The 17982-nt window shown below is 64.6% G+C and carries 16 protein-coding genes; 12 read left to right on the forward strand and 4 right to left on the reverse strand.

Going from position 1 to position 17982, the window contains the following annotated elements; all coding sequences use genetic code 11:
- Nucleotides 1-147: 147 nt before the first annotated feature.
- From NF876_RS21710 to NF876_RS21745, 8 genes are all read left to right on the forward strand, one after another.
- A complete protein-coding gene (locus NF876_RS21710) occupies nucleotides 148-1746 on the forward strand; it encodes an ABC transporter substrate-binding protein (RefSeq protein ID WP_262270709.1) in 1599 nt (532 codons plus the stop codon).
- A gap of 106 nt (nucleotides 1747-1852) precedes the next feature.
- A complete protein-coding gene (locus NF876_RS21715; RefSeq protein ID WP_262270710.1) occupies nucleotides 1853-2833 on the forward strand; it encodes an ABC transporter permease in 981 nt (326 codons plus the stop codon).
- Between the two features lie 10 nt (nucleotides 2834-2843).
- Entirely contained in the window at nucleotides 2844-3800 is a 957-nt protein-coding gene (locus NF876_RS21720) for an ABC transporter permease (RefSeq protein WP_262270711.1), read from the forward strand.
- Between the two features lie 14 nt (nucleotides 3801-3814).
- Nucleotides 3815-4807: an ABC transporter ATP-binding protein gene (locus NF876_RS21725; protein WP_262270712.1), complete on the forward strand. Its 993-nt coding sequence runs from the start codon at nucleotides 3815-3817 to the stop codon at nucleotides 4805-4807.
- Complete coding sequence (locus tag NF876_RS21730) at nucleotides 4804-5808, forward strand: ABC transporter ATP-binding protein (protein ID WP_262270713.1); 1005 nt, start codon at nucleotides 4804-4806, stop codon at nucleotides 5806-5808. The genes NF876_RS21725 and NF876_RS21730 overlap by 4 nt, the downstream gene beginning before the upstream one ends.
- Nucleotides 5809-5886: 78 nt before the next feature.
- Nucleotides 5887-6825 (forward strand): bifunctional helix-turn-helix transcriptional regulator/GNAT family N-acetyltransferase, encoded by a 939-nt coding sequence (locus NF876_RS21735; RefSeq protein ID WP_262270714.1) that lies wholly within the window; start codon nucleotides 5887-5889, stop codon nucleotides 6823-6825.
- The gene (locus tag NF876_RS21740; protein ID WP_262270715.1) at nucleotides 6822-7715 is read left to right on the forward strand and encodes a DMT family transporter; all 894 of its coding nucleotides are present in this window, start codon (nucleotides 6822-6824) and stop codon (nucleotides 7713-7715) included. Before NF876_RS21735 ends, NF876_RS21740 begins: the two co-directional genes overlap by 4 nt.
- Nucleotides 7716-8014: 299 nt before the next feature.
- Nucleotides 8015-8455: a hypothetical protein gene (locus tag NF876_RS21745; RefSeq protein ID WP_262270716.1), complete on the forward strand. Its 441-nt coding sequence runs from the start codon at nucleotides 8015-8017 to the stop codon at nucleotides 8453-8455.
- Nucleotides 8456-8577: 122 nt separating this feature from the next.
- Here NF876_RS21745 and NF876_RS21750 read toward each other — a convergent pair whose 3' ends face one another.
- Entirely contained in the window at nucleotides 8578-10854 is a 2277-nt protein-coding gene (locus tag NF876_RS21750; RefSeq protein WP_262270717.1) for a CDC48 family AAA ATPase, read from the reverse strand.
- A 298-nt stretch (nucleotides 10855-11152) separates the two neighbouring features.
- The gene (locus NF876_RS21755) at nucleotides 11153-11662 is read right to left on the reverse strand and encodes a hypothetical protein (protein WP_262270718.1); all 510 of its coding nucleotides are present in this window, start codon (nucleotides 11660-11662) and stop codon (nucleotides 11153-11155) included.
- A gap of 262 nt (nucleotides 11663-11924) precedes the next feature.
- On the opposite strand from NF876_RS21755, the gene NF876_RS21760 reads away from it, so the two are divergent.
- Together NF876_RS21760 and NF876_RS21765 are read left to right on the forward strand one after the other, a co-directional pair.
- Entirely contained in the window at nucleotides 11925-12566 is a 642-nt protein-coding gene (locus tag NF876_RS21760) for an extensin-like domain-containing protein (protein WP_262270719.1), read from the forward strand.
- A gap of 64 nt (nucleotides 12567-12630) precedes the next feature.
- Nucleotides 12631-13617, forward strand: coding sequence for a L,D-transpeptidase family protein (locus NF876_RS21765; protein ID WP_262270720.1), 987 nt, complete (start codon nucleotides 12631-12633; stop codon nucleotides 13615-13617).
- 299 nt (nucleotides 13618-13916) lie between these two features.
- Here NF876_RS21765 and NF876_RS21770 read toward each other — a convergent pair whose 3' ends face one another.
- Both NF876_RS21770 and NF876_RS21775 read right to left on the reverse strand, forming a co-directional pair.
- A complete protein-coding gene (locus NF876_RS21770; protein WP_262270721.1) occupies nucleotides 13917-14192 on the reverse strand; it encodes a hypothetical protein in 276 nt (91 codons plus the stop codon).
- 462 nt (nucleotides 14193-14654) lie between these two features.
- On the reverse strand, nucleotides 14655-15068 hold the full coding sequence (locus NF876_RS21775) for a BA14K family protein (RefSeq protein ID WP_262270722.1): 414 nt from the start codon (nucleotides 15066-15068) through the stop codon (nucleotides 14655-14657).
- Between the two features lie 465 nt (nucleotides 15069-15533).
- On the opposite strand from NF876_RS21775, the gene NF876_RS21780 reads away from it, so the two are divergent.
- Nucleotides 15534-15830, forward strand: coding sequence for a hypothetical protein (locus tag NF876_RS21780; protein WP_262270723.1), 297 nt, complete (start codon nucleotides 15534-15536; stop codon nucleotides 15828-15830).
- Nucleotides 15827-17971, forward strand: coding sequence for a sensor histidine kinase (locus NF876_RS21785; protein ID WP_262270724.1), 2145 nt, complete (start codon nucleotides 15827-15829; stop codon nucleotides 17969-17971). The genes NF876_RS21780 and NF876_RS21785 overlap by 4 nt, the downstream gene beginning before the upstream one ends.
- Nucleotides 17972-17982: the final 11 nt, after the last annotated feature.

Raw genomic sequence — 17982 nt, forward strand, 5'->3', positions numbered from 1 at the left:
AGCAGGACGGTCCACGTCGGGGCTAGACCACCGGCCACTTTCCTGCCTAAGTTCATTCCTCAGCGGAAGGAACGACGACAACAGTCGCGCTTCCGACAAGAGGAACACCGCGCAAAGACGCGGGCCTCCAGAGGAGAAGGACAGACAATGACGATCCGTTCGAAGTTTCTCGTCGCGGCCGCGACGACCCTGATGGCCGGCGTAGCTTTTCCGGCCATGGCCGTGACCCTGCGCTATGCCAACCAGGGCGACCTGAAGTCGCTCGACCCCTATACCCTGAACGAGACCACCACGATCGCGCACCACGGCCACGTCTATGAGGGCCTGACGAAGCGCGGCAAGGACCTTGCGATCGAGCCGGGCCTGGCTGAGCGCTGGGAGATCAGCGAGGACGGCCTGACCTGGCGGCTCTTCCTGCGCAAGAACGTGAAGTTCCACAACGGCAATCCCTTCAACGCCGACGACGTGATCTTCTCCGCCAACCGCGTCCGCGCCCAGGGTTCGAACTTCCAGACCCGCGTTCCCAGCGGCTCGGAATGGGTGAAGGTGGACGACTACACGGTCGACGTGAAGCTCAAGTCCCCGAACCCGATCATGAACGCCCAGTGGGACACCTGGTACATCATGGACAAGGAGTGGTCGGAGGCGAACAACAGCGTCGCGCCCACGCCGGCAGCCGCGACGACGCCGAGCTTCGCGTCCCTGAATGCCAATGGCACCGGACCGTTCAAGATCGAAAGCCATCAGCCCGGCGTGAAGACCGTCTTCAAGGTGAACAAGGACTGGTGGGGCAAGGTCGAGCATAACCTCGACGAGATCGTCTTCACCCCGATCGCATCCGACGCCACGCGCGTTGCCGCCCTGCTCTCGGGCGAAGTGGACGTGATCGAGCCGGTTCCGTTGCAGGACGTTCAGCGCGTCAACGGCACGGCGAACGCCAAGGTGCTGGCCGGTCCCGAGCTCCGGACCATCTTCCTGGGCTTCGATCAGACCCGCGACGAGCTCCTGTTCTCGAACGTGAAGGGCAAGAACCCGTTCAAGGACAAGCGCGTGCGCGAGGCCTTCTACAAGGCGATCGACATCGAGACGATCAAGTCCCGGGTCATGCGCGGCATGTCCACCCCGTCGGCGCTGATGATCGCCCCGCAGCTGTTCACCTATTCGGCCGACTTCGTGCGTCCGAAATACGATCTCGAAGGCGCCAAGAAGCTGCTGGCCGACGCCGGCTACCCGAACGGCTTCGAGGTCGGACTGGATTGCCCGAACGATCGCTACGTGAATGACGAAGCGATCTGCCAGGCCGTGGTCAGCATGCTGGCCCGTGCCGGCGTCAAGGTGAACCTGATGGCTCAGCCGAAGGCGCAGTACTTCGGCAAGGTGCTGAAGTCGGGCAATTACAACACCTCGTTCTACCTGCTGGGCTGGACCCCGGGCACCTTCGACAGCCACAACGTGCTGTTCGACATCGAAGGCTGCCGGAACGATCCGCAATCCTCGCGGGGCGAGTCGAACCTCGGCAATTTCTGCAACAAGCAGCATGACGAGCTGACCGACAAGATCCTCGTCGAGAGCAACAAGGAGAAGCGCGACCAGCTGATCAAGCAGGCCTTCCAGATCACCTTCGACGAGTACGGCTATATCCCGCTGCACCAGCAGGCGCTCGCCTGGGGCGTGTCGAACAAGGTGACGCTGCCTCAGCGGGCCGACAACCAGGTGCTGCTCTACTGGGCGCAGAAGAAAGAGTAGTCCGCATCTGATCGCTTATCCCGGACGGCCTCCGCGCCGTCCGGGACAGTTTTTCGAAGGTTCGGGCCGTTGGGTCGCCCGGGCCGCAGCGATCAAGAGATTGTGCATGTTCGCATTCATCATCCGGCGCGCCCTTCAGGCCATCGGCGTTCTTCTGGCCGTCGGGATCATTTCATTCGCGATGTTCCGCTTTGCCGGCGATCCGGTGAACCAGATCGTCTCCCTCGATACGCCCGCCGCCGAACGGGAGCAGGTCCGGCGCTCTCTCGGGCTCGACGATCCGGTGCCCGTGCAGTTCCTGCGTTACCTCACCAGCGCGGCGCAGGGCAATTTCGGCGTCTCCTACCAGTTCCGCCAGCCCGTCTCGGATCTCCTGGCCGAGCGCATGCCGGCCACGCTCGAGCTCGCATTCTGTGCGACCGTCTTCGCCACAGGTTTCGGCGTGCTCATGGGGGTCTATTCGGGATTGAAGCGGGACAGCTTCCTGGCAAAGGTGTTCCAGACCGTGTCGCTGATCGGAATCTCGCTTCCGACGTTCCTGATCGGCATTCTGCTGATCTATCTCTTCTCCGTCACCCTCGGCTGGCTGCCATCCTACGGCCGCGGCGACACGGTTCGTCTCGGCTGGTGGACGACGGGGCTTCTTACCCTGTCGGGCCTGAAGGCCCTGATCATGCCCTCCATCACGCTCGGTCTCTTCCAGATGACGCTGATCATGCGCATCGTCCGTGCCGAGATGCTGGAGGTGCTGCGCACCGACTACATCAAGTTCGCGCGGGCGAGGGGGCTCACGACCAGGGCCATCCATTTCGGGCATGCGCTCAAGAACACCCTCGTGCCGGTCATCACCATCGTGGGCCTTCAGTTCGGCTCCGTGATCGCGTTCGCGATCATCACCGAGACCGTGTTCCAATGGCCAGGCATGGGCCTGCTGTTCGTCCAAGCCGTGCAGAATGTCGATATCCCGATCATGGCGGCCTACCTCATGCTCGTGGCGCTCATCTTCGTGGCGATCAACCTCGCCGTGGACATCCTCTACACCATCGTCGATCCTCGCCTGAGGACGACGATCCGGCAGCCGGCCTGAGGAGGCAGAGATGGCAGACGCAATCCAGGCAGCGCCCGCGCCTCACTCCCAACCCACAACCTGGGCCGGCCGCTTTTTCGACAGCGACGTCTGGGCGAGCTTCAAGCGCTCGAAGCTGACCATGGCCGCAGCCTTCCTGACGCTCCTTTTCGTCGCGGCAGCCCTGCTCGCCGGGCTGGTCGCACCGCAGGATCCCTTCGATCCTGCGCAGCTCGACCTGCTGAACAGCCGCTTGCCGCCGCTCTGGGACGCGGAAGGGCAGGCGCCCTTCCTCCTCGGCACGGACGAGCAGGGCCGCGACATCCTCTCGGCCATCCTGTACGGCCTGCGGATCTCGCTTGCCGTCGGCTTTCTCGGCGTCGCCTTCTCGGCCACGCTCGGGATCGGCCTCGGTCTCGTCGCAGGCTATATGGGCGGCACGACCGATGCGGTCATCATGCGCATCGCCGACGTGCAGCTGACCTTCCCGGCGATCCTGATCGCGCTCCTCGTGGACGGGGTGGTGAAGTCGGTCCTCGGAGGCCAGCTCGACGGCGTCACGACGCTGTCCGTGCTGGTCTTCTCCATCGGACTGAGCTTCTGGGTGCAGTACGCCCGCACGGTGCGCGGCTCCGTGATGGTCGAGAAGAACAAGGACTACATCGCGGCCGCCCGGCTCATCGGCCTGCCGGCGCCGGTGATCATGCTCCGCCACGTCCTGCCGAACGTCCTTGGCCCGGTGCTCGTCATCGCGACCATCAATCTGGCGCTCGCCATCATCACGGAGGCGACCCTGTCCTTCCTGGGCACCGGCATGCCGGAAACCATGCCCTCGCTCGGCACGCTGATCCGTATCGGCAACAACTACCTGTTCTCCGGCGAGTGGTGGATCATCGCATTCCCCGGCGTCGCACTCGCGCTTCTCGTCCTTGCCATCAACCTCCTGGGCGACTGGCTGCGCGACGCGCTCAATCCGAAGCTGCGATGAGAGAGGGAACTCCCATGCCGCAACCCGTCCTCTCCGTCCGTGACCTGCGCGTCGAGTTCGTCACCCGGCGCGGGATTCTGAAGGCCATCGACGGCATCTCCTTCGACATCGCCAAGGGCGAGGTGCTCGGCGTCGTCGGCGAATCCGGGGCCGGCAAGTCGGTGACGGGATCCGCCGTCATCGGCCTCATCGATCCGCCGGGCCGGATCGCCGGCGGCGAGATCCTCCTGTCCGGCAAGCGCATCGACAATCTGCCGCCGGAGGAGATGCGCCGGGTGCGCGGCAAGCGCATCGGCATGATCTTCCAGGATCCGCTCACCAGCCTCAACCCGCTCTACCGGGTCAGCGAGCAGCTGATCGAGACCATCCGCACGCACACCAACCTGTCCGCCTCGGCGGCCAGGAAGCGGGCCATCGACCTCCTGGCCGAAGTCGGCATTCCGGCGCCCGAGCGGCGGATCGACAGCTATCCGCACGAGTTCTCGGGCGGCATGCGCCAGCGCGTGGTGATCGCCCTCGCGCTGTGCGCCGAGCCAGAGCTGATCATCGCGGACGAGCCGACCACCGCGCTCGACGTGTCGGTTCAGGCGCAGATCATCGCGCTGTTGAAGCGCCTCGGACGCGAGCATGGCACGGCCATCATGCTGGTCACGCACGACATGGGCGTGATCGCAGAAACGGCCGACCGGGTCGCCGTCATGTATGCGGGCCGCATCGCGGAAATCGGGCCGGTGCGCGAGGTGGTGCAGAACCCGCTGCACCCCTATGCCAAGGGCCTGATGGGCGCGATCCCGTCCCTGGAGACGGACGCGGAGCGCCTTGTCCAGATCCCGGGCTCCATGCCGCGGCTCTCGGCCATCCCCCCGGGATGCGCCTTCAATCCGCGCTGTCCATTCGTGTTCGACCGCTGCCGGGTCGAACGGCCGGAGCCGATCCAGCACAGCGAGCATCGTGTGGCCTGCCATCTCTACGATCAATCTTCCGTCCGGTCGGAGGCCGTCGCGTGACCGAGCACTCTTATGTCGAAGTCAATGACCTGCGCCGCCTGTTCGACGTGTCCAAGCCGTGGCTCAACCGGGTGCTGGAGGGGGGCGAGAGGCAATACCTCAAGGCGGTCGACGGCGTTTCCTTCGACATCGCCAGGGGCGAGACCTTTGCCCTGGTCGGGGAATCGGGCTCAGGCAAGTCGACGGTGGCCCGGATGGTCGTGGGTCTTCTCCCGCCGACGAGCGGCACCGTGGCGATCGACGGCGTCTCGATGACGTCGGCGGCTGCGTCCGCGGAGCGCCAGCGCCTGCGGCGGCGGATCCAGATGATCTTCCAGGATCCCTATGCCAGCCTCAATCCGCGCTGGCAGGTCGACCGCATCGTGGCCGAACCGATCAGGGCTTTCCGGTTGATCGAGACCGAACGGGACATCGCCAGCCGGGTTGGCGAGCTTCTCTCCCTGGTCGGCCTCCATCCGGCGGACGGCGGGAAGTACCCGCACGAGTTCTCCGGCGGACAGCGCCAGCGCATCGCGATTGCCCGTGCGCTCGCATCCAATGCGGAGTTCATCGTCTGCGACGAGCCGACCTCCGCCCTCGACGTCTCGGTGCAGGCGCAGATCCTGAACCTCATGCGCGATCTGCAGGACCGGCTGGGGCTGACCTATCTGTTCATCAGCCACAACCTCGCCGTGGTGCGCCACATGGCCAGCCGAATCGGCGTGATGTATCTCGGCCGCATCGTCGAGATCTCCAACGGGCGCGAACTCTTCGCCCATCCGAAGCATCCCTACACGCGCATGCTCCTCGATGCGGTGCCCGACGTGGGCATGACCGGCCGGCAACGCATTCCCGTGCGCGGCGAGATCCCGAACCCGATCAACCCACCCTCGGGCTGCACCTTCAATCCGCGTTGCCCCTTCGCCAACGATCGCTGCAGGATGGAGATTCCGCCGCTGCTGGGGGGCGTGGCCTGCCATGCCATTCACGAGGGACGTCTGGCCGTCGACGCGGCTGCCTGACGCGGCATTGCCGCTTCCTCCGCAAAATAGTTGACTCAGTCAACAATATGCCTGAGTCTGTGCGCCAGGGAGCCATCCATGTCGCACATGCCGAAATTACCGACGGACGAGCAGATCGAGCGGGTCCGGAGCTTCAACCGGTTCTACACGCGCCATATCGGCCTTCTGAACGAAGGATTGCTCGAGAGTGCATTTTCGCTGACCGAAGCCCGGGTGCTCTACGAGCTTGCCCATCGGGGCCCGGTGACGGCGGCGGATTTGGGCCGGGAGCTGGGTCTCGACGCCGGCTATCTCAGCCGCCTCCTGAAGAGGTTCGGCGCTCACGGCCTGACCCGGCGCACCCCGTCGAAGGATGACGGACGGCAGTTCCTCCTGTCGCTCACCGACAAGGGCCTTGCCGCCTTCGAGCCCCTGAACCAAGCCTCTGCCGCTCAGGTCGCCACGATGCTGTCGCGCCTGTCGGCGGGCGAGCGGGAGCGGCTCACGCAGGCCATGACGACCGTCGAGCATCTGATCGGCGACGGCCCGCGTCCGGATCGGCCGTACATCCTGCGCCCCCACCGGCTTGGCGACATCGGCTGGATCGCCCACCGGCAGGAGATTTTGTACGCGCAGGAATATGGTTGGGACGAGACGTTCGAGGCGCTGGTGGCGGAGATCGCCGCCGCCTTCGTCAGAAACTTCGATCCCGCACGGGAGCGATGCTGGATCGCGGAGCGGGACGGCGAGATCGTCGGGAGCGTCTTCCTCGTGCGGTCGTCGGACGAGGTGGCCAAGCTCCGGCTGCTGTATGTGGAGCCGTCCGCCAGAGGGCTCGGGCTCGGGGGTCGGCTGACGGAGGAATGCATCGCCTTCGCAAGGGACCGGGGCTACAGGACCCTGACGCTCTGGACCAACGACGCGCTCGTGGCCGCCCGCCGCATTTACCAGGCGAAGGGATTCCGGCTGGTGAAGGAAGAGCAGCATCACTCTTTCGGAAAGGACCTGGTCGGGCAGACCTGGGATCTCGTTCTGTGAGGCGTCGGGACGGGCTCGCCCTCGCGGCTGCGGCCGCGACGGGCGTCCAGGTGGGTGCGGCCCTGGTGGCCACGCGCTTCGTCGTGCATGACATCGGTCCGGCATCGCTGGCCTTCCTGCGCTACGCCATCGCGGTCCTTTGCCTCGCGCCGCCCCTCTGGATGAGCGCACGGGTGAGGTTCGCGCCGCGCGATCTCCTGGCCGTGATGGGGCTGGGCGTCGTGCAGTTCGGGGTCCTGATCGTTCTCCTCAATCTCGGACTGCAGTCCATCGCCTCCACCCGTGCGGCGCTCCTCTTCTCGACCTTTCCGCTGATGACGATGTTAATCGCGGCAAGTCTCGGTCGCGAGCGCCTGAGCCGGATGAAGGTGGCGGGCGTCGTGCTGACGATCGGTGGCGTGGCGGCGGCACTGGGCGAGCGGTTGACCACGCAGAGTGCAACGGGCGAGTGGCTGGGAGCCCTTCTCGTGCTGGCTGCCGCACTTTGCGGTGCCGCATGTTCCGTGCTCTACCGACCTTACCTCGCCCGCTACCCGACCCTCCCGGTCGGCGCCTGGGCCATGCTCGCATCGGTCCTGTTCCTGGCGATTCCCGCGGGCTTGGAGGGGCTCTTCACGGACCTGCCGCCCCTCGATCGAGCCGGCTGGCTCGCGGTCCTGTTCATCGGTCTGTCGAGTGGGGTCGGTTATGTCCTCTGGCTCTGGGCGCTCAAGAACGCCACGCCGACGCGGGTCACGGTGTTCCTCTCCCTGAGCCCGATCACGGCGGCTCTGCTTGGCGTGTCGCTGCTCGGGGAGCCCTTCACGTTCGGCGTGCTGGTCGGTCTTGCCGGCGTCGTTGCCGGGCTCTGGCTCGCCACCAGAATGGAGCCGTCGCCCGAGGAGCCATGACACGCGCCGGCGTCAGCCGCGAGCCCGTCATGCCGAGACTGTGATGAACATTCGATTCGAAGTTTGGAACAATCGTAGTCTATGTCCACGGACAGCCGGCTTATCCGAGAGTAGAGCATCCGCGACCTGATGATCTCTGCACATTCCAGGCTGGGCAATTCAAAAGCTTTGCTTTTGATGCCGCGACAATCACAAGTCTGTGTGGTGAAATTACGTTGGGAAACGATCCGTTCCGACCGCGTTTAGCCTCTGTCATATGTGGCGATCGGCCATGTTCAAGGAAAGCACAGGAGGCATTGATGAAGAAGCTCGCGATCTTCGCCGGCGCTGGATTTATGGTACTTGGCGGCATGGGCGCCGCTCTGGCGCAGTCATCGCCGGCGATCTCCGGAACGCCCGGATCCCTGTTCCCGGATGCGGCTCCCCATGAGATCCGCTGGATCAACGGCGTTCCCTGCCGGACCATTCTCGATCCGAACACCCGGGATACGCGTATCCCGATCGCCTGCGCCGGACAGGTCAGCGGGGTCGTGGCGGCCCCGATGCCCGGCGACGTCGTTTCGACCGGAAGCATCGTTCCCGCTCCCGTCGGTCCGATGATGGGCGCCCCGGCTCCCGTCGGCGCAGCCGATCCCTATGCCGCTCCGCACGAGATCCGCTACATCAACGGCGTGCCGTGCCGCACGGTGCTCGATCCGAACACCCGGGACACCCGTATCCCGATCGCCTGCGGTCAGTAAGCGAGTCTCACGGGAAATAGCGCGGGTCGTCCGACCCGCGCTATTTGATGAGAGCATGACACAGGAAAGCCCCACACCACGGAGCGTGGTGTGGGGCTTTGGCCGTGCCGTGAGGTTGCGTCCTACTCGGCGGCCTGCCGGAGAGGGAGGAAGCCGATGGATTGCCTCTGCGGTCCCTCCTGTTTCAGGGTCCGGACCATGTCCTCGTATTCCCGCTCCATCTCGGGCGTGACGGAGGGACGGGTTTCGCGCAGAGCCTGCTCGAACTGCGCCATGGTCACGTGCTCGGCCTGAAGCGATTCCCTGAGGGCGAGGAGACCGGCCCGGCGGGTGAGATCCTCGAGATCGGCGCCGGTGAACCGGGCGGTCCGCTCCGCGATCATGTCGAGGTCCACATCGGGGCCGAGGGGCATGTCCTTGGTGTGGATCCCGAGGATGTGCCGGCGGCCTTGAGCGTCGGGAACCGGCACGTAGATCAGCTCGTCGAAGCGTCCCGGCCGCAGCAGGGCAGGGTCGATCAGGTTCGGCCTGTTCGTGGCCGCCATGACGACGACGCCCTGCAGTTCCTCCAGGCCGTCCATCTCGGCCAGGATCGTGTTCACCACCCGCTCCGTGACCGCAGGTTCGCCGAGGCCGCCGCCGCGCACGGGGGCAAGGGAATCGATCTCGTCGATGAAGATCACCGTCGGGGCGACCTGCCGGGCGCGGGCGAACAAGCGGGAGACCTGCTGCTCGGATTCGCCGTACCATTTCGACAGGAGGTCGGAGGATTTCGTCGCCACGAAATTCGCCTGGGCCTCGCGGGCGACCGCTTTCGCCAGGAGCGTCTTGCCGGTGCCGGGAGGCCCGAACAGCAGGAATCCCTTGGCCGGGCGGATGCCCAGGCGCCGGAAGGATTCCGGGCTCTTGAGCGGCAGTTCCACGCCCTCCCGCAGACGGGTACGGGCCTCCTCGACACCGCCGATGTCGTCCCAGGTCACGTTGGGCACCTGGATCATGATCTCGCGCAGGGCGGAGGGCTGGACGCGCTTCATGGCGTTCATGAAATCCTGTCGCGTGACCTGCAGGCTCTCCAGCACGTTGGACGGTATGCCGTCCCTGAGATTGACGCCCGGCAGGATGCGCCGAAGGGAATCCATGGCCGCCTCGCGGGAGAGGGCCGCGAGATCGGCGCCGACGAAGCCATAGGTGGTGCGGGCGACCTCGTCGAGATTCACGTCCTCGGCCAGGGGCATGCCGCGCGTGTGGATGCCGAGGATCTCCCGGCGCCCCGGTTCGTCCGGAACGCCGATGACGATCTCCCGGTCGAACCGTCCGGGACGGCGGAGGGCTTCGTCGATGGCCTCACGCCGGTTCGTGGCGCCGATCACCACGATGTTCTGGCGCGGCTCGAGGCCGTCCATCAGGGTGAGCAGCTGGGCCACGATGCGCCGCTCGACCTCACCCGTCACCTCCTCGCGCTTGGGAGCGATGCTGTCGATCTCGTCGATGAAGATGATCGCCGGCGCGTTCTGCTGGGCTTCCTGGAAAACCTGGCGCAGCCGCTGTTCGGACTCGCCGTAGTGGCGCCCCATGATCTCTGGTCCGGCAATATGGAAGAACTGCGCCTCCGTCTCGTTGGCAACCGCTCGGGCCAGCCGGGTCTTGCCGGTGCCGGGAGGGCCGTAGAGCAGGACGCCTTTCGGCGGATCGATGCCGAGGCGCTGGAAGAGTTCGGGATGGCGGAGGGGGAGTTCCACCATCTCGCGGACCTGATCGACCGTGCTGCCGAGACCGCCGATGTCGTCATAGGTCACGTCGGCCCGGCGGGCCTCGCGCGGCTCCTCGAATTGCGGGCGCAGCTCGATCTCGGTCTCGGCCGTCACGTGCACGATGCCGCGCGGCTGGGTCGAGACCACGACGAGGCGGATCTCCTGCAGGCCGTACGCCGGAATGTTGAGAAGCCCGCGCATCTCCTCGGGCATGCGTGGGTCTGCCGAACGCTGCGAATAGACCGACGTGGAGATCACGTCCCCGGCGGTCAGCGGACGCTGGTAGAAAGTGCGCTTCAAGGCATCGCCCGAGCCCTGCAGGCGGAGCCCCTTCTGGGCCGGAGCGAGCACGACGCGCGCTGCAGGACGGACCTCGGCGCGCTTCACTTCCACGTGATCCCCGCTGCCCACACCGGCATTCACCCGCTGCAGACCGTCGAGGCGAACGATGTTGAGGCCCTCGTCCTCCGGATAAGGCGCCACGGCGATGGCCGTCGTATGGCGCTTGCCGATGATTTCGATGGCTTGGCCTTCCTGGATGCCGATCTCGCCCAGGGCCTGTCGGCTCATGCGTGCGATGCCACGGCCCGAATCGTCCGGCCGGGCGTTCGCGACCTGGAGGCGTACACTCTGCCCATCCTCTGCCATTGCTGTTCTTCCCATCGTTCGAGCGCTGTTGGTGCGATGGCAGATGAGGGGAAAGCCAAGGCTCGCGCTTCCCGGGTGCCACGCGTTCGAGGCTTCGCAGGCTGCTGCAATCGACAAGCGACGAAACCGCAGGGCCAACGCAACATGCCCGGAAATGTTGCAGAGGGAGCCGGGCGGCCGCGCGCTCGAGCATCGGACGTGAAAAGTGGACCCGCTTTTAGGATCGATTCCGATGCTCCACTCTTGGCTGGCGCATCGTTCGGGTCGCTGACGCGGCCCGCTGGGTCCGCACGATGCGCTAGGACGAGATGCCCCCGGAGGGCGACCAGAGCCGTCTCAGGGATGCCTCCATCTCATCCTCGCTGGAGCGCAGCTCGACGAGATCCGTGCTCGCGGGCATGAAGGGAGCAATGGTTGGAAGCTTCGTGGATCCTTCGGCGCCCTCCACGGGCGGATCGATGAGTTCCCAGCTGTCGAACAGGTCCATCGAGGAATGGCCGGGAAGGTTCGGCCCGAGATAGGGCACGATCTCGATCCAAGGCCTGCCGTTGCCCCGCGGCGTGACTTTGGTGACGCGGCCGAAGAAGCGCGTGAGCGGGCAGCGGACGAAATCGCCCGGCACGGGCATGCGGGTCTTCTCCAATTCGAGCGCCGCCTCGGCCTCCTGCAGCTCCGCTCGAAGCTTGGCGATACGCTCCACCAGCTCGGCGACGCGTTTGGTGCAGGGGCTCTCATGCGACTCCGACATTGCCGAGACCAGGGACAAGCTCCTGTCCAGACTGATCCCCATCACCGGGAATGTGCTCATGCCGGCTCTCCTCTGATGAACGATTTTGGAGCTTCGGCGCGCGAGTGCAAGGCGCCCGGAAGACTGAGATGGAACTGAACCTTGGCGCATGAGGGTTATACAGGCAACGAGCTTGAGAATAGGAGACGGAATGGGTCTTCGAGGCCGCATGCTAGGATGTCGTGCAAGCGTCATCGGACTGACGTTGCTTGCCTCTGCCGCCTCGGCCCAGGATCCGGTGCCGCCGCTACCGCCACCGCGACCGGAGCGTCCGGTGGAGCCGATGCCGCCGCCGAGGCCCGCCGAACCGGCTGCGCCGGAGGCCGAGCAGCGTGCCGAAAAGGAGCCGCGGAATGAGACGCCGCCTCAGAAGGCAGATCTCGACAACGCCTCGGATGGTGCCTGTCTCCAGCGTCTGACGCAGCTCGGCCTGAGGTTCGAAAAGCGTCCGCCGGTCAAGGAGAATACCTGTTCGGTCGACGACCCGGTTCTCGTCTCGGCGCTTCCGGGCGGCGTCGCGGTCGTCCCGGCCTCGCTGATGAATTGTCCGGTGGCCGAGAGCATCTCACGCTGGATGAGCGAGGTGGTCGCGCCCGAAGCCGAGCGGCGGTTTCAGAGCGCGCCGACGAAGCTTCTCATCGGCACCTCCTACCAATGCCGAGACCAGCGCAATGGCCAGAAGCTGAGCGAGCACGCCTTCGGCAACGGCCTCGATGTCATGGGGTTCGAGTTCGCCAAGAGATCCGCCCTGACGATCGGCAATCAGACGGAGGGCTCCTCGGAAGCGACCTTTCAGGAGAATGTCCGGAAGGCCGCCTGCCCGATCTTCAATACGGTGCTTGGACCGGGCTCGGATTCGGACCATGGCGATCACCTCCATCTCGATCTGCGCCAGCGCAAGGGCGACTATCGGATTTGCCAATAGATCGGCGGGAACACGGGCGCAGCCAGGGCTTTGTCTGTCCACGGTAGTGCCAGTGGAGCTTTTCATGAAGATCGTTGCGTATGTGGCTGTTGGGATCCTGGGACTCTCGACTTCGGTTCTGGCCGCCGATCGGAACCTCAATCTCGAATCCGTCAACAAGGCCGAATGGGCGCCGAAGGAGGGCAGGGGCAAGGAGATCGATCCGGTTCTGGTCAAGGCGCAGGTCCTTCTCGATCGGGCCCGCTTCTCGCCGGGCGTGATCGATGGACACGACGGCGACAATCTCCAGAATGCCATCAAGGCTTTCGAGAAGGAGCGCGGCCTCAAGCCGGACGGAAGCCTCGACGAGGATGTCTGGTCCAAACTGAAGGAAGCGTCATCGGACCCGGCCCTGACCGAGTATTCGATCCGCGACGAAGATGTGAAAGGGCCCTTCGTGACGATCCCCGACAAGCTGGAAGACCAGGCCCGTCTCGACCGGCTCGGCTATTCCAGCCCCGAGGAGCTCTTGGCCGAAAAGTTTCACATGGATGTGGATCTGCTCAAGGCCATGAACCCCGGAAAATCCTTCGACAAGGCCGGCACGTCCATCACCGTGGCCAATGTCGAGGCGAAGCCCGGGTCCGAGAAACCCGAGAAGGCCGGAAAGATCGAGATCATCAAGAGCGAGCATGTCCTGCGCGTCCTCGCCAAGGACGGCGCTCTGGTCGCGGTTTACCCGGCCTCGATCGGCAGCGAGGAGAAGCCCGCACCGAGCGGCTCGCACAAGGTGCGTGCCGTGGCCCCCAACCCGAACTACACCTACAATCCCGATTATGCCTTCAAAGGCGTGAAGGCGAAGGAGAAGTTCGAGATCAAGCCCGGTCCGAACAACCCCGTGGGGAGCACCTGGATCGACCTCTCCGTCGAATCCTTCGGGATCCATGGGACGCCCAATCCGGAGAAGGTCGGCAAATCCCACTCTCAGGGCTGCGTGAGGTTGACGAACTGGGACGTCGAGGAACTGTCGAAGATGGTCGAGAAGGGGACCCCGGTCGAGTTCATCGACTAGAGCCTCGGACGTGAAAAGTGGACACCACTTTTGGGATTCATCCGAGGCTCCCTCTCTTGACCGGCGCATCGGAAGAGGCGGACCCAGCGGGCCGCGCAAGCGACCCGAAGGGCCACGCTAGTGACCCGAAGGGCCGCGTCAGCGAATACCGGGTCCACTTTTCGCTGACGCGGCCCGCTGGGTCCGTCCGATGCGCTAGAGCATCGGATCCGATGCTCAATCCCTGAAGCGACGCATCGGTCGGCGCGGCCCTCTGTGTCCGCTCGATGCGCTGGCGCCGTTCTCCGCCGCGGCCCTGGTCAGTCGTCGTTGGCGGAGTTCAGCTGATCCGGCCGGAGGCCCTCGTCGACCTCCTGGTCGTGCGCTCTGACGAGCCATTCCAACTGCTCCTGGACGAAATCGGGATCGCTGTGGAAACGCATGGCGCAGGCCACGAGAAAGATCGCGACCTCGGGCAGATCCTCGTCGCCCAGATCAGGAAGAATCAGCTCGAGGTCCGTCATGTTGCCCGAGGTCAGAATGGCGGCCTCATTGGGCGGAACGACGGTGCCGGCACTGTCAGTGTCTTGAGCCATTGCGGTGATCCTAAGCCTTTCGTCTGGCGGGAATGCAGGGGCGGGAAGAGTCTCGCCGGGTCGGCGGCCCCCCGCCTACGGTCGGTCTCGCCTTGTTCTAGCGCATCGTGCGGAAAAGTGGACCCGGTATTCGCTGGCGCGGCCCTCCGGGTCACTGGCGTGGCCCTTCGGGTCGCTGACGCGGCCCTCCGGGTCCGCCCGAACGATGCGCCGCTCAAGGAGGTGAGCATCGGATCCGCTGCTCTACGGCGCACGTCCGTCGGGCAAAGGTTCGGCGTCCTGTCGAGGACAAGACGCCTACGAAAAAGCCCTGCCGCAAGGCTGCGGCAGGGCCGTGATGCGGCGGAGCCGCCAGATCGCTCAAGCATCGAACGTATCATCGAACTCACGCCCGATGCATTTACCTTTTGTTGTGGAGCATCTTTTCACGCAAAACCGGTTCCCACTTTTGCGCCCGATGCTCTAATAGGTGCAGACGTAGCGCATCCCGTTCGTCGCCAGGAAAGTTCCCGTCCCCGGATCGTACGACCGGTACTTGCGGGCGCAATAGGCGGCGAGCTGCGGATCCACCGTGCCCGGAGGCGGAGGGGCAGCAGGCTGCGCCTGAGCCTGGTTGGCGATGGCGCCGGCGATCAGCGCCCCGGCTGCGAGCCCCGCAACCCCGGCGGCAACGGCTGCGCCGTTGTCGCGCCGATAATAGTACCGGTCACGGTAATAATAAGGACGGTAGCCGCGACGGTAATACTGGGCGTAGCTCTCATTCGGGTACGCCCGGTCGAGCTGGGCGAGGGTCCGGTTCGGAACAGGGCTGGCGCTCGCGGGCAAGGCCGACACCAGCATTGCGGCGCCGACGAGGGCCAGTATGGGTTTGCGCATCGTGTTTCTCCACATGTGCGGGAAAACGCCGGCAGAGGACCTGCTGACAGTCGGGCGCAAATATAGCGCCACCTGCCAAGCTCGCACAATCCCGTTCTGCTGACGTCCATAAGGTGATCGTCTCAGGACTTCGTGTAGTTTTCGACGGGCTGCGAGACGATTCAGAAAGGTCGCCGACGAAGTATAATCTGGCTTCCGGTGGAAACCGCAATGATCGTGTCTCTCCCGACCGCAATATTGCTGGAGTGCGAATATCGTGAAGACATAGATGTAAATTCATATGATTATGCTTGTTCCTTGAGAAAATGCCTCATGGAAAGAGGGCGTGTCTTTCTCAAGCGCGGCACTGGATTTTTTCCAATAAATCGCCAATGATGCGCATGTATTATTGTATCCCTCCGGGGTCGTGGGCTTATGCTGAACCTCATGTTCCTTGTTCCGGTGACGGCTCGTCTGGGGAGCGGAATGCATTTCCCCGATGGAGTGCCGCTCCCTTCTGACAAGGGAGCGGTCGGACGGGGTGATTTGACCAAGACCGGACGGATCGTCTCGACAGGTCGTCCGGCATCGGGCGGAGCCGCGTCGGAGGTGCTCGAGAGAAGGTCCCTCGTGCCGGTTGCGAGCGCCCAGGCCATCGATGGAAGCGCCGAGCGGGCCTTCATGGAGGATCCGTTCGGGGCCCATGGCTGCCCGCCGCGCGACGCCACGCGCACCTTCTGCCGGGAGTGGCGGTTCGAAGGGCCGTCGGTCGTGCCGCCATGACGCTCAAACTGAGAAACTACAAGGCTTCCCTGGTCACTCTCGCGGCGATCGCGGTTCTCGCCATCTCACTCACGTTCACCGTCTGGCGATTGCTGCACGTGGAGCAGGATTCGCCGCACGGTGATCGCTACAGCAACCTGTGGGAGATCTCTCAAACGCAGTTCGAAGCATCGGCCCTGGCCGAGACCCTGGCCCGAGCCGCCAAGGGTGAAACATTCTCCGCTCCCGAACAGACTCCAGCCTTCCGAACGGCCATCCTGATCAGGCGGCTGTCCTTTCTCCTGGAGGGCGATCAGAGCAAGGTGATTGCCCGGGTCGGTGGCCTCGAGACCCTCAGGGAAGCCCATCGGCAACTGACCGAGGCCGAACCGCTCCTCGAGAACGCCGTCGACCCGCAGGCCGCCGCGGGCCTGGGGATGCTGGCCCACGATCTGGCCTCGGAGCTGCGGGGAATCGCCAACAAGGTCATGCTGCTCAATCATGAGGAAAGGGCCGAGCGGCACTCGCTGTATCTCCGCTATGTTTTGGAGAGCTTCGCCTACATCATCGGGATCGCCATCAGCACGGCCTTTCTGATCGCTCGCCTGTTCAGGGGCGTGCAGGAGACCACCCAGGCCCGGCAGCTGCTCAAGCAGGAGCAGGAGCTCTCCGACCTGGTCATCAACAACATCAGCGATCAAGGCATCGTCATGTTCGATGCCCAGCTTCGATGCCTGCTCTGGAATCCCGGCATGGAAGACCTGCTGAACATCAAGCCCGATCAGGCGGTCGGACAGCACATGCGGGAGCTTGACCCGATCTTTGCCCAGGAAGACGTGATCGGCTCGCTCCTGCGGGCCACGGAAGGAATGAGCTCGGTCTTCGAGCACGAGGCGGTCTCTCCCGACGGACACGACCGATGCCTGGAGATCAACTGCTTTCCTGTGTCCATGGCCGAACGCAAGCTCGGCATCGCGTTCATGCGGGACGTGACGGAGCAATGGCTGGCCCGCAAGCAGGCGGAGCGCCAGAACTTCGACCTCGAGATCAAAGTGCTTCAGCGCACGGCCGCCCTGCGTCAGGCCGAACGCCGCCTGATCGCGGCCATCAAGTCCGCGTCGGAGGGCTTCGCGGCCTTCGACTGGACGGGAAAGCTCCTTTTCGCCAACGAACAGATCTGGGCTGCCGCTCCCGTGTCCCTGTGGTGCCAGGACGAGATGACCCTCTCGGACTTCCTGCAGGGCTTCGCCATGTGCGAGGGCGCGGACGCGCGCCTTGTGAACGCGCAGCCCCCCTTCGAGGAGATCGAGCTGGATCTTCTGGTGAGCAAGGACACCTGGGCTCGCCTCTCGCTGACAAAGGCCGATGGAGCAACGATCTTCGTGCGGCTGACGGACATCTCCGGATACAAGCAGGTTGCGAAGGCTCTTGAATCGGCCCTCGACCGAGAGCGTGAGACGACGAGCGCGTACCGGAACTTCGTGTCCATGGTGTCTCACCAGTTTCGGACGCCGCTCGCCATCCTGGATTCCAGCGCCCAGCGCATTCTGCGGCGTGGAACGGATCTGACGCAGGACGAGCTCGTCACCCGGGTCCAGAAGATCCGCAATGCCGGCACCCGGTTGACGCGCCTTGTCGAGAGCGTCCTGAATGCGGCCAAGCTCGACGCCGGAACGATCGAGGTCAATCCGGCCTCCTACAATCTGGTCGACCTCGTCATGGACATCTGCGAACGGCAGCGCGAGGTCAGTGCGCGGGCCGAGATCCGCTTCGATGTTCCGGATGTCCCGGTCAGGGTCTTTTGCGACGGCATGCTCATCGAGCAGGTCGTCGTCAATCTCCTGTCCAATGCGATCAAGTATTCGGGCGAGAAGCCGTTCGTCGAGATCAAGATCTGGATGGAGGGGTCGCGCGCGTTCTGCTCGGTTCGCGACTGGGGCATCGGAATTCCGGCCGACGAACTGCCGAAGATCTTCGATCGATTCTACCGGGCCCGAACGGCGTCCGGGATCGCCGGCACCGGGATCGGATTGAATTTCGCCCAGAGGATCATGCACTTGCATGGGGGCGAGATCCAGGTTGAGAGCGATGAGGCGGCCGGATCCTTGTTTACCTTCGACCTTCCCATAGCGAGTGCCGATCAAACGCAACAGGCTGCATGAGTGACAGACTC

The organism is Microvirga yunnanensis (assembly GCF_025460875.1).

Excerpts from the sequence above, each read along its gene's own strand:
- NF876_RS21735 (WP_262270714.1), top strand. The coding sequence starts at position 5,887 with ATGTCGCACATGCCGAAATTACCGACGGACGAGCAGATCGAGCGGGTC.
- NF876_RS21745 (WP_262270716.1), top strand. The coding sequence starts at position 8,015 with ATGAAGAAGCTCGCGATCTTCGCCGGCGCTGGATTTATGGTACTTGGC.
- NF876_RS21760 (WP_262270719.1), top strand. The coding sequence starts at position 11,925 with ATGCCGCCGCCGAGGCCCGCCGAACCGGCTGCGCCGGAGGCCGAGCAG.
- NF876_RS21785 (WP_262270724.1), top strand. The coding sequence starts at position 15,827 with ATGACGCTCAAACTGAGAAACTACAAGGCTTCCCTGGTCACTCTCGCG.
- NF876_RS21750 (WP_262270717.1), bottom strand. The coding sequence starts at position 10,854 with ATGGCAGAGGATGGGCAGAGTGTACGCCTCCAGGTCGCGAACGCCCGG.
- NF876_RS21710 (WP_262270709.1), top strand. The coding sequence starts at position 148 with ATGACGATCCGTTCGAAGTTTCTCGTCGCGGCCGCGACGACCCTGATG.
- NF876_RS21770 (WP_262270721.1), bottom strand. The coding sequence starts at position 14,192 with ATGGCTCAAGACACTGACAGTGCCGGCACCGTCGTTCCGCCCAATGAG.
- NF876_RS21715 (WP_262270710.1), top strand. The coding sequence starts at position 1,853 with ATGTTCGCATTCATCATCCGGCGCGCCCTTCAGGCCATCGGCGTTCTT.
- NF876_RS21755 (WP_262270718.1), bottom strand. The coding sequence starts at position 11,662 with ATGAGCACATTCCCGGTGATGGGGATCAGTCTGGACAGGAGCTTGTCC.
- NF876_RS21780 (WP_262270723.1), top strand. The coding sequence starts at position 15,534 with ATGCATTTCCCCGATGGAGTGCCGCTCCCTTCTGACAAGGGAGCGGTC.
- NF876_RS21775 (WP_262270722.1), bottom strand. The coding sequence starts at position 15,068 with ATGCGCAAACCCATACTGGCCCTCGTCGGCGCCGCAATGCTGGTGTCG.
- NF876_RS21725 (WP_262270712.1), top strand. The coding sequence starts at position 3,815 with ATGCCGCAACCCGTCCTCTCCGTCCGTGACCTGCGCGTCGAGTTCGTC.
- NF876_RS21720 (WP_262270711.1), top strand. The coding sequence starts at position 2,844 with ATGGCAGACGCAATCCAGGCAGCGCCCGCGCCTCACTCCCAACCCACA.
- NF876_RS21765 (WP_262270720.1), top strand. The coding sequence starts at position 12,631 with ATGAAGATCGTTGCGTATGTGGCTGTTGGGATCCTGGGACTCTCGACT.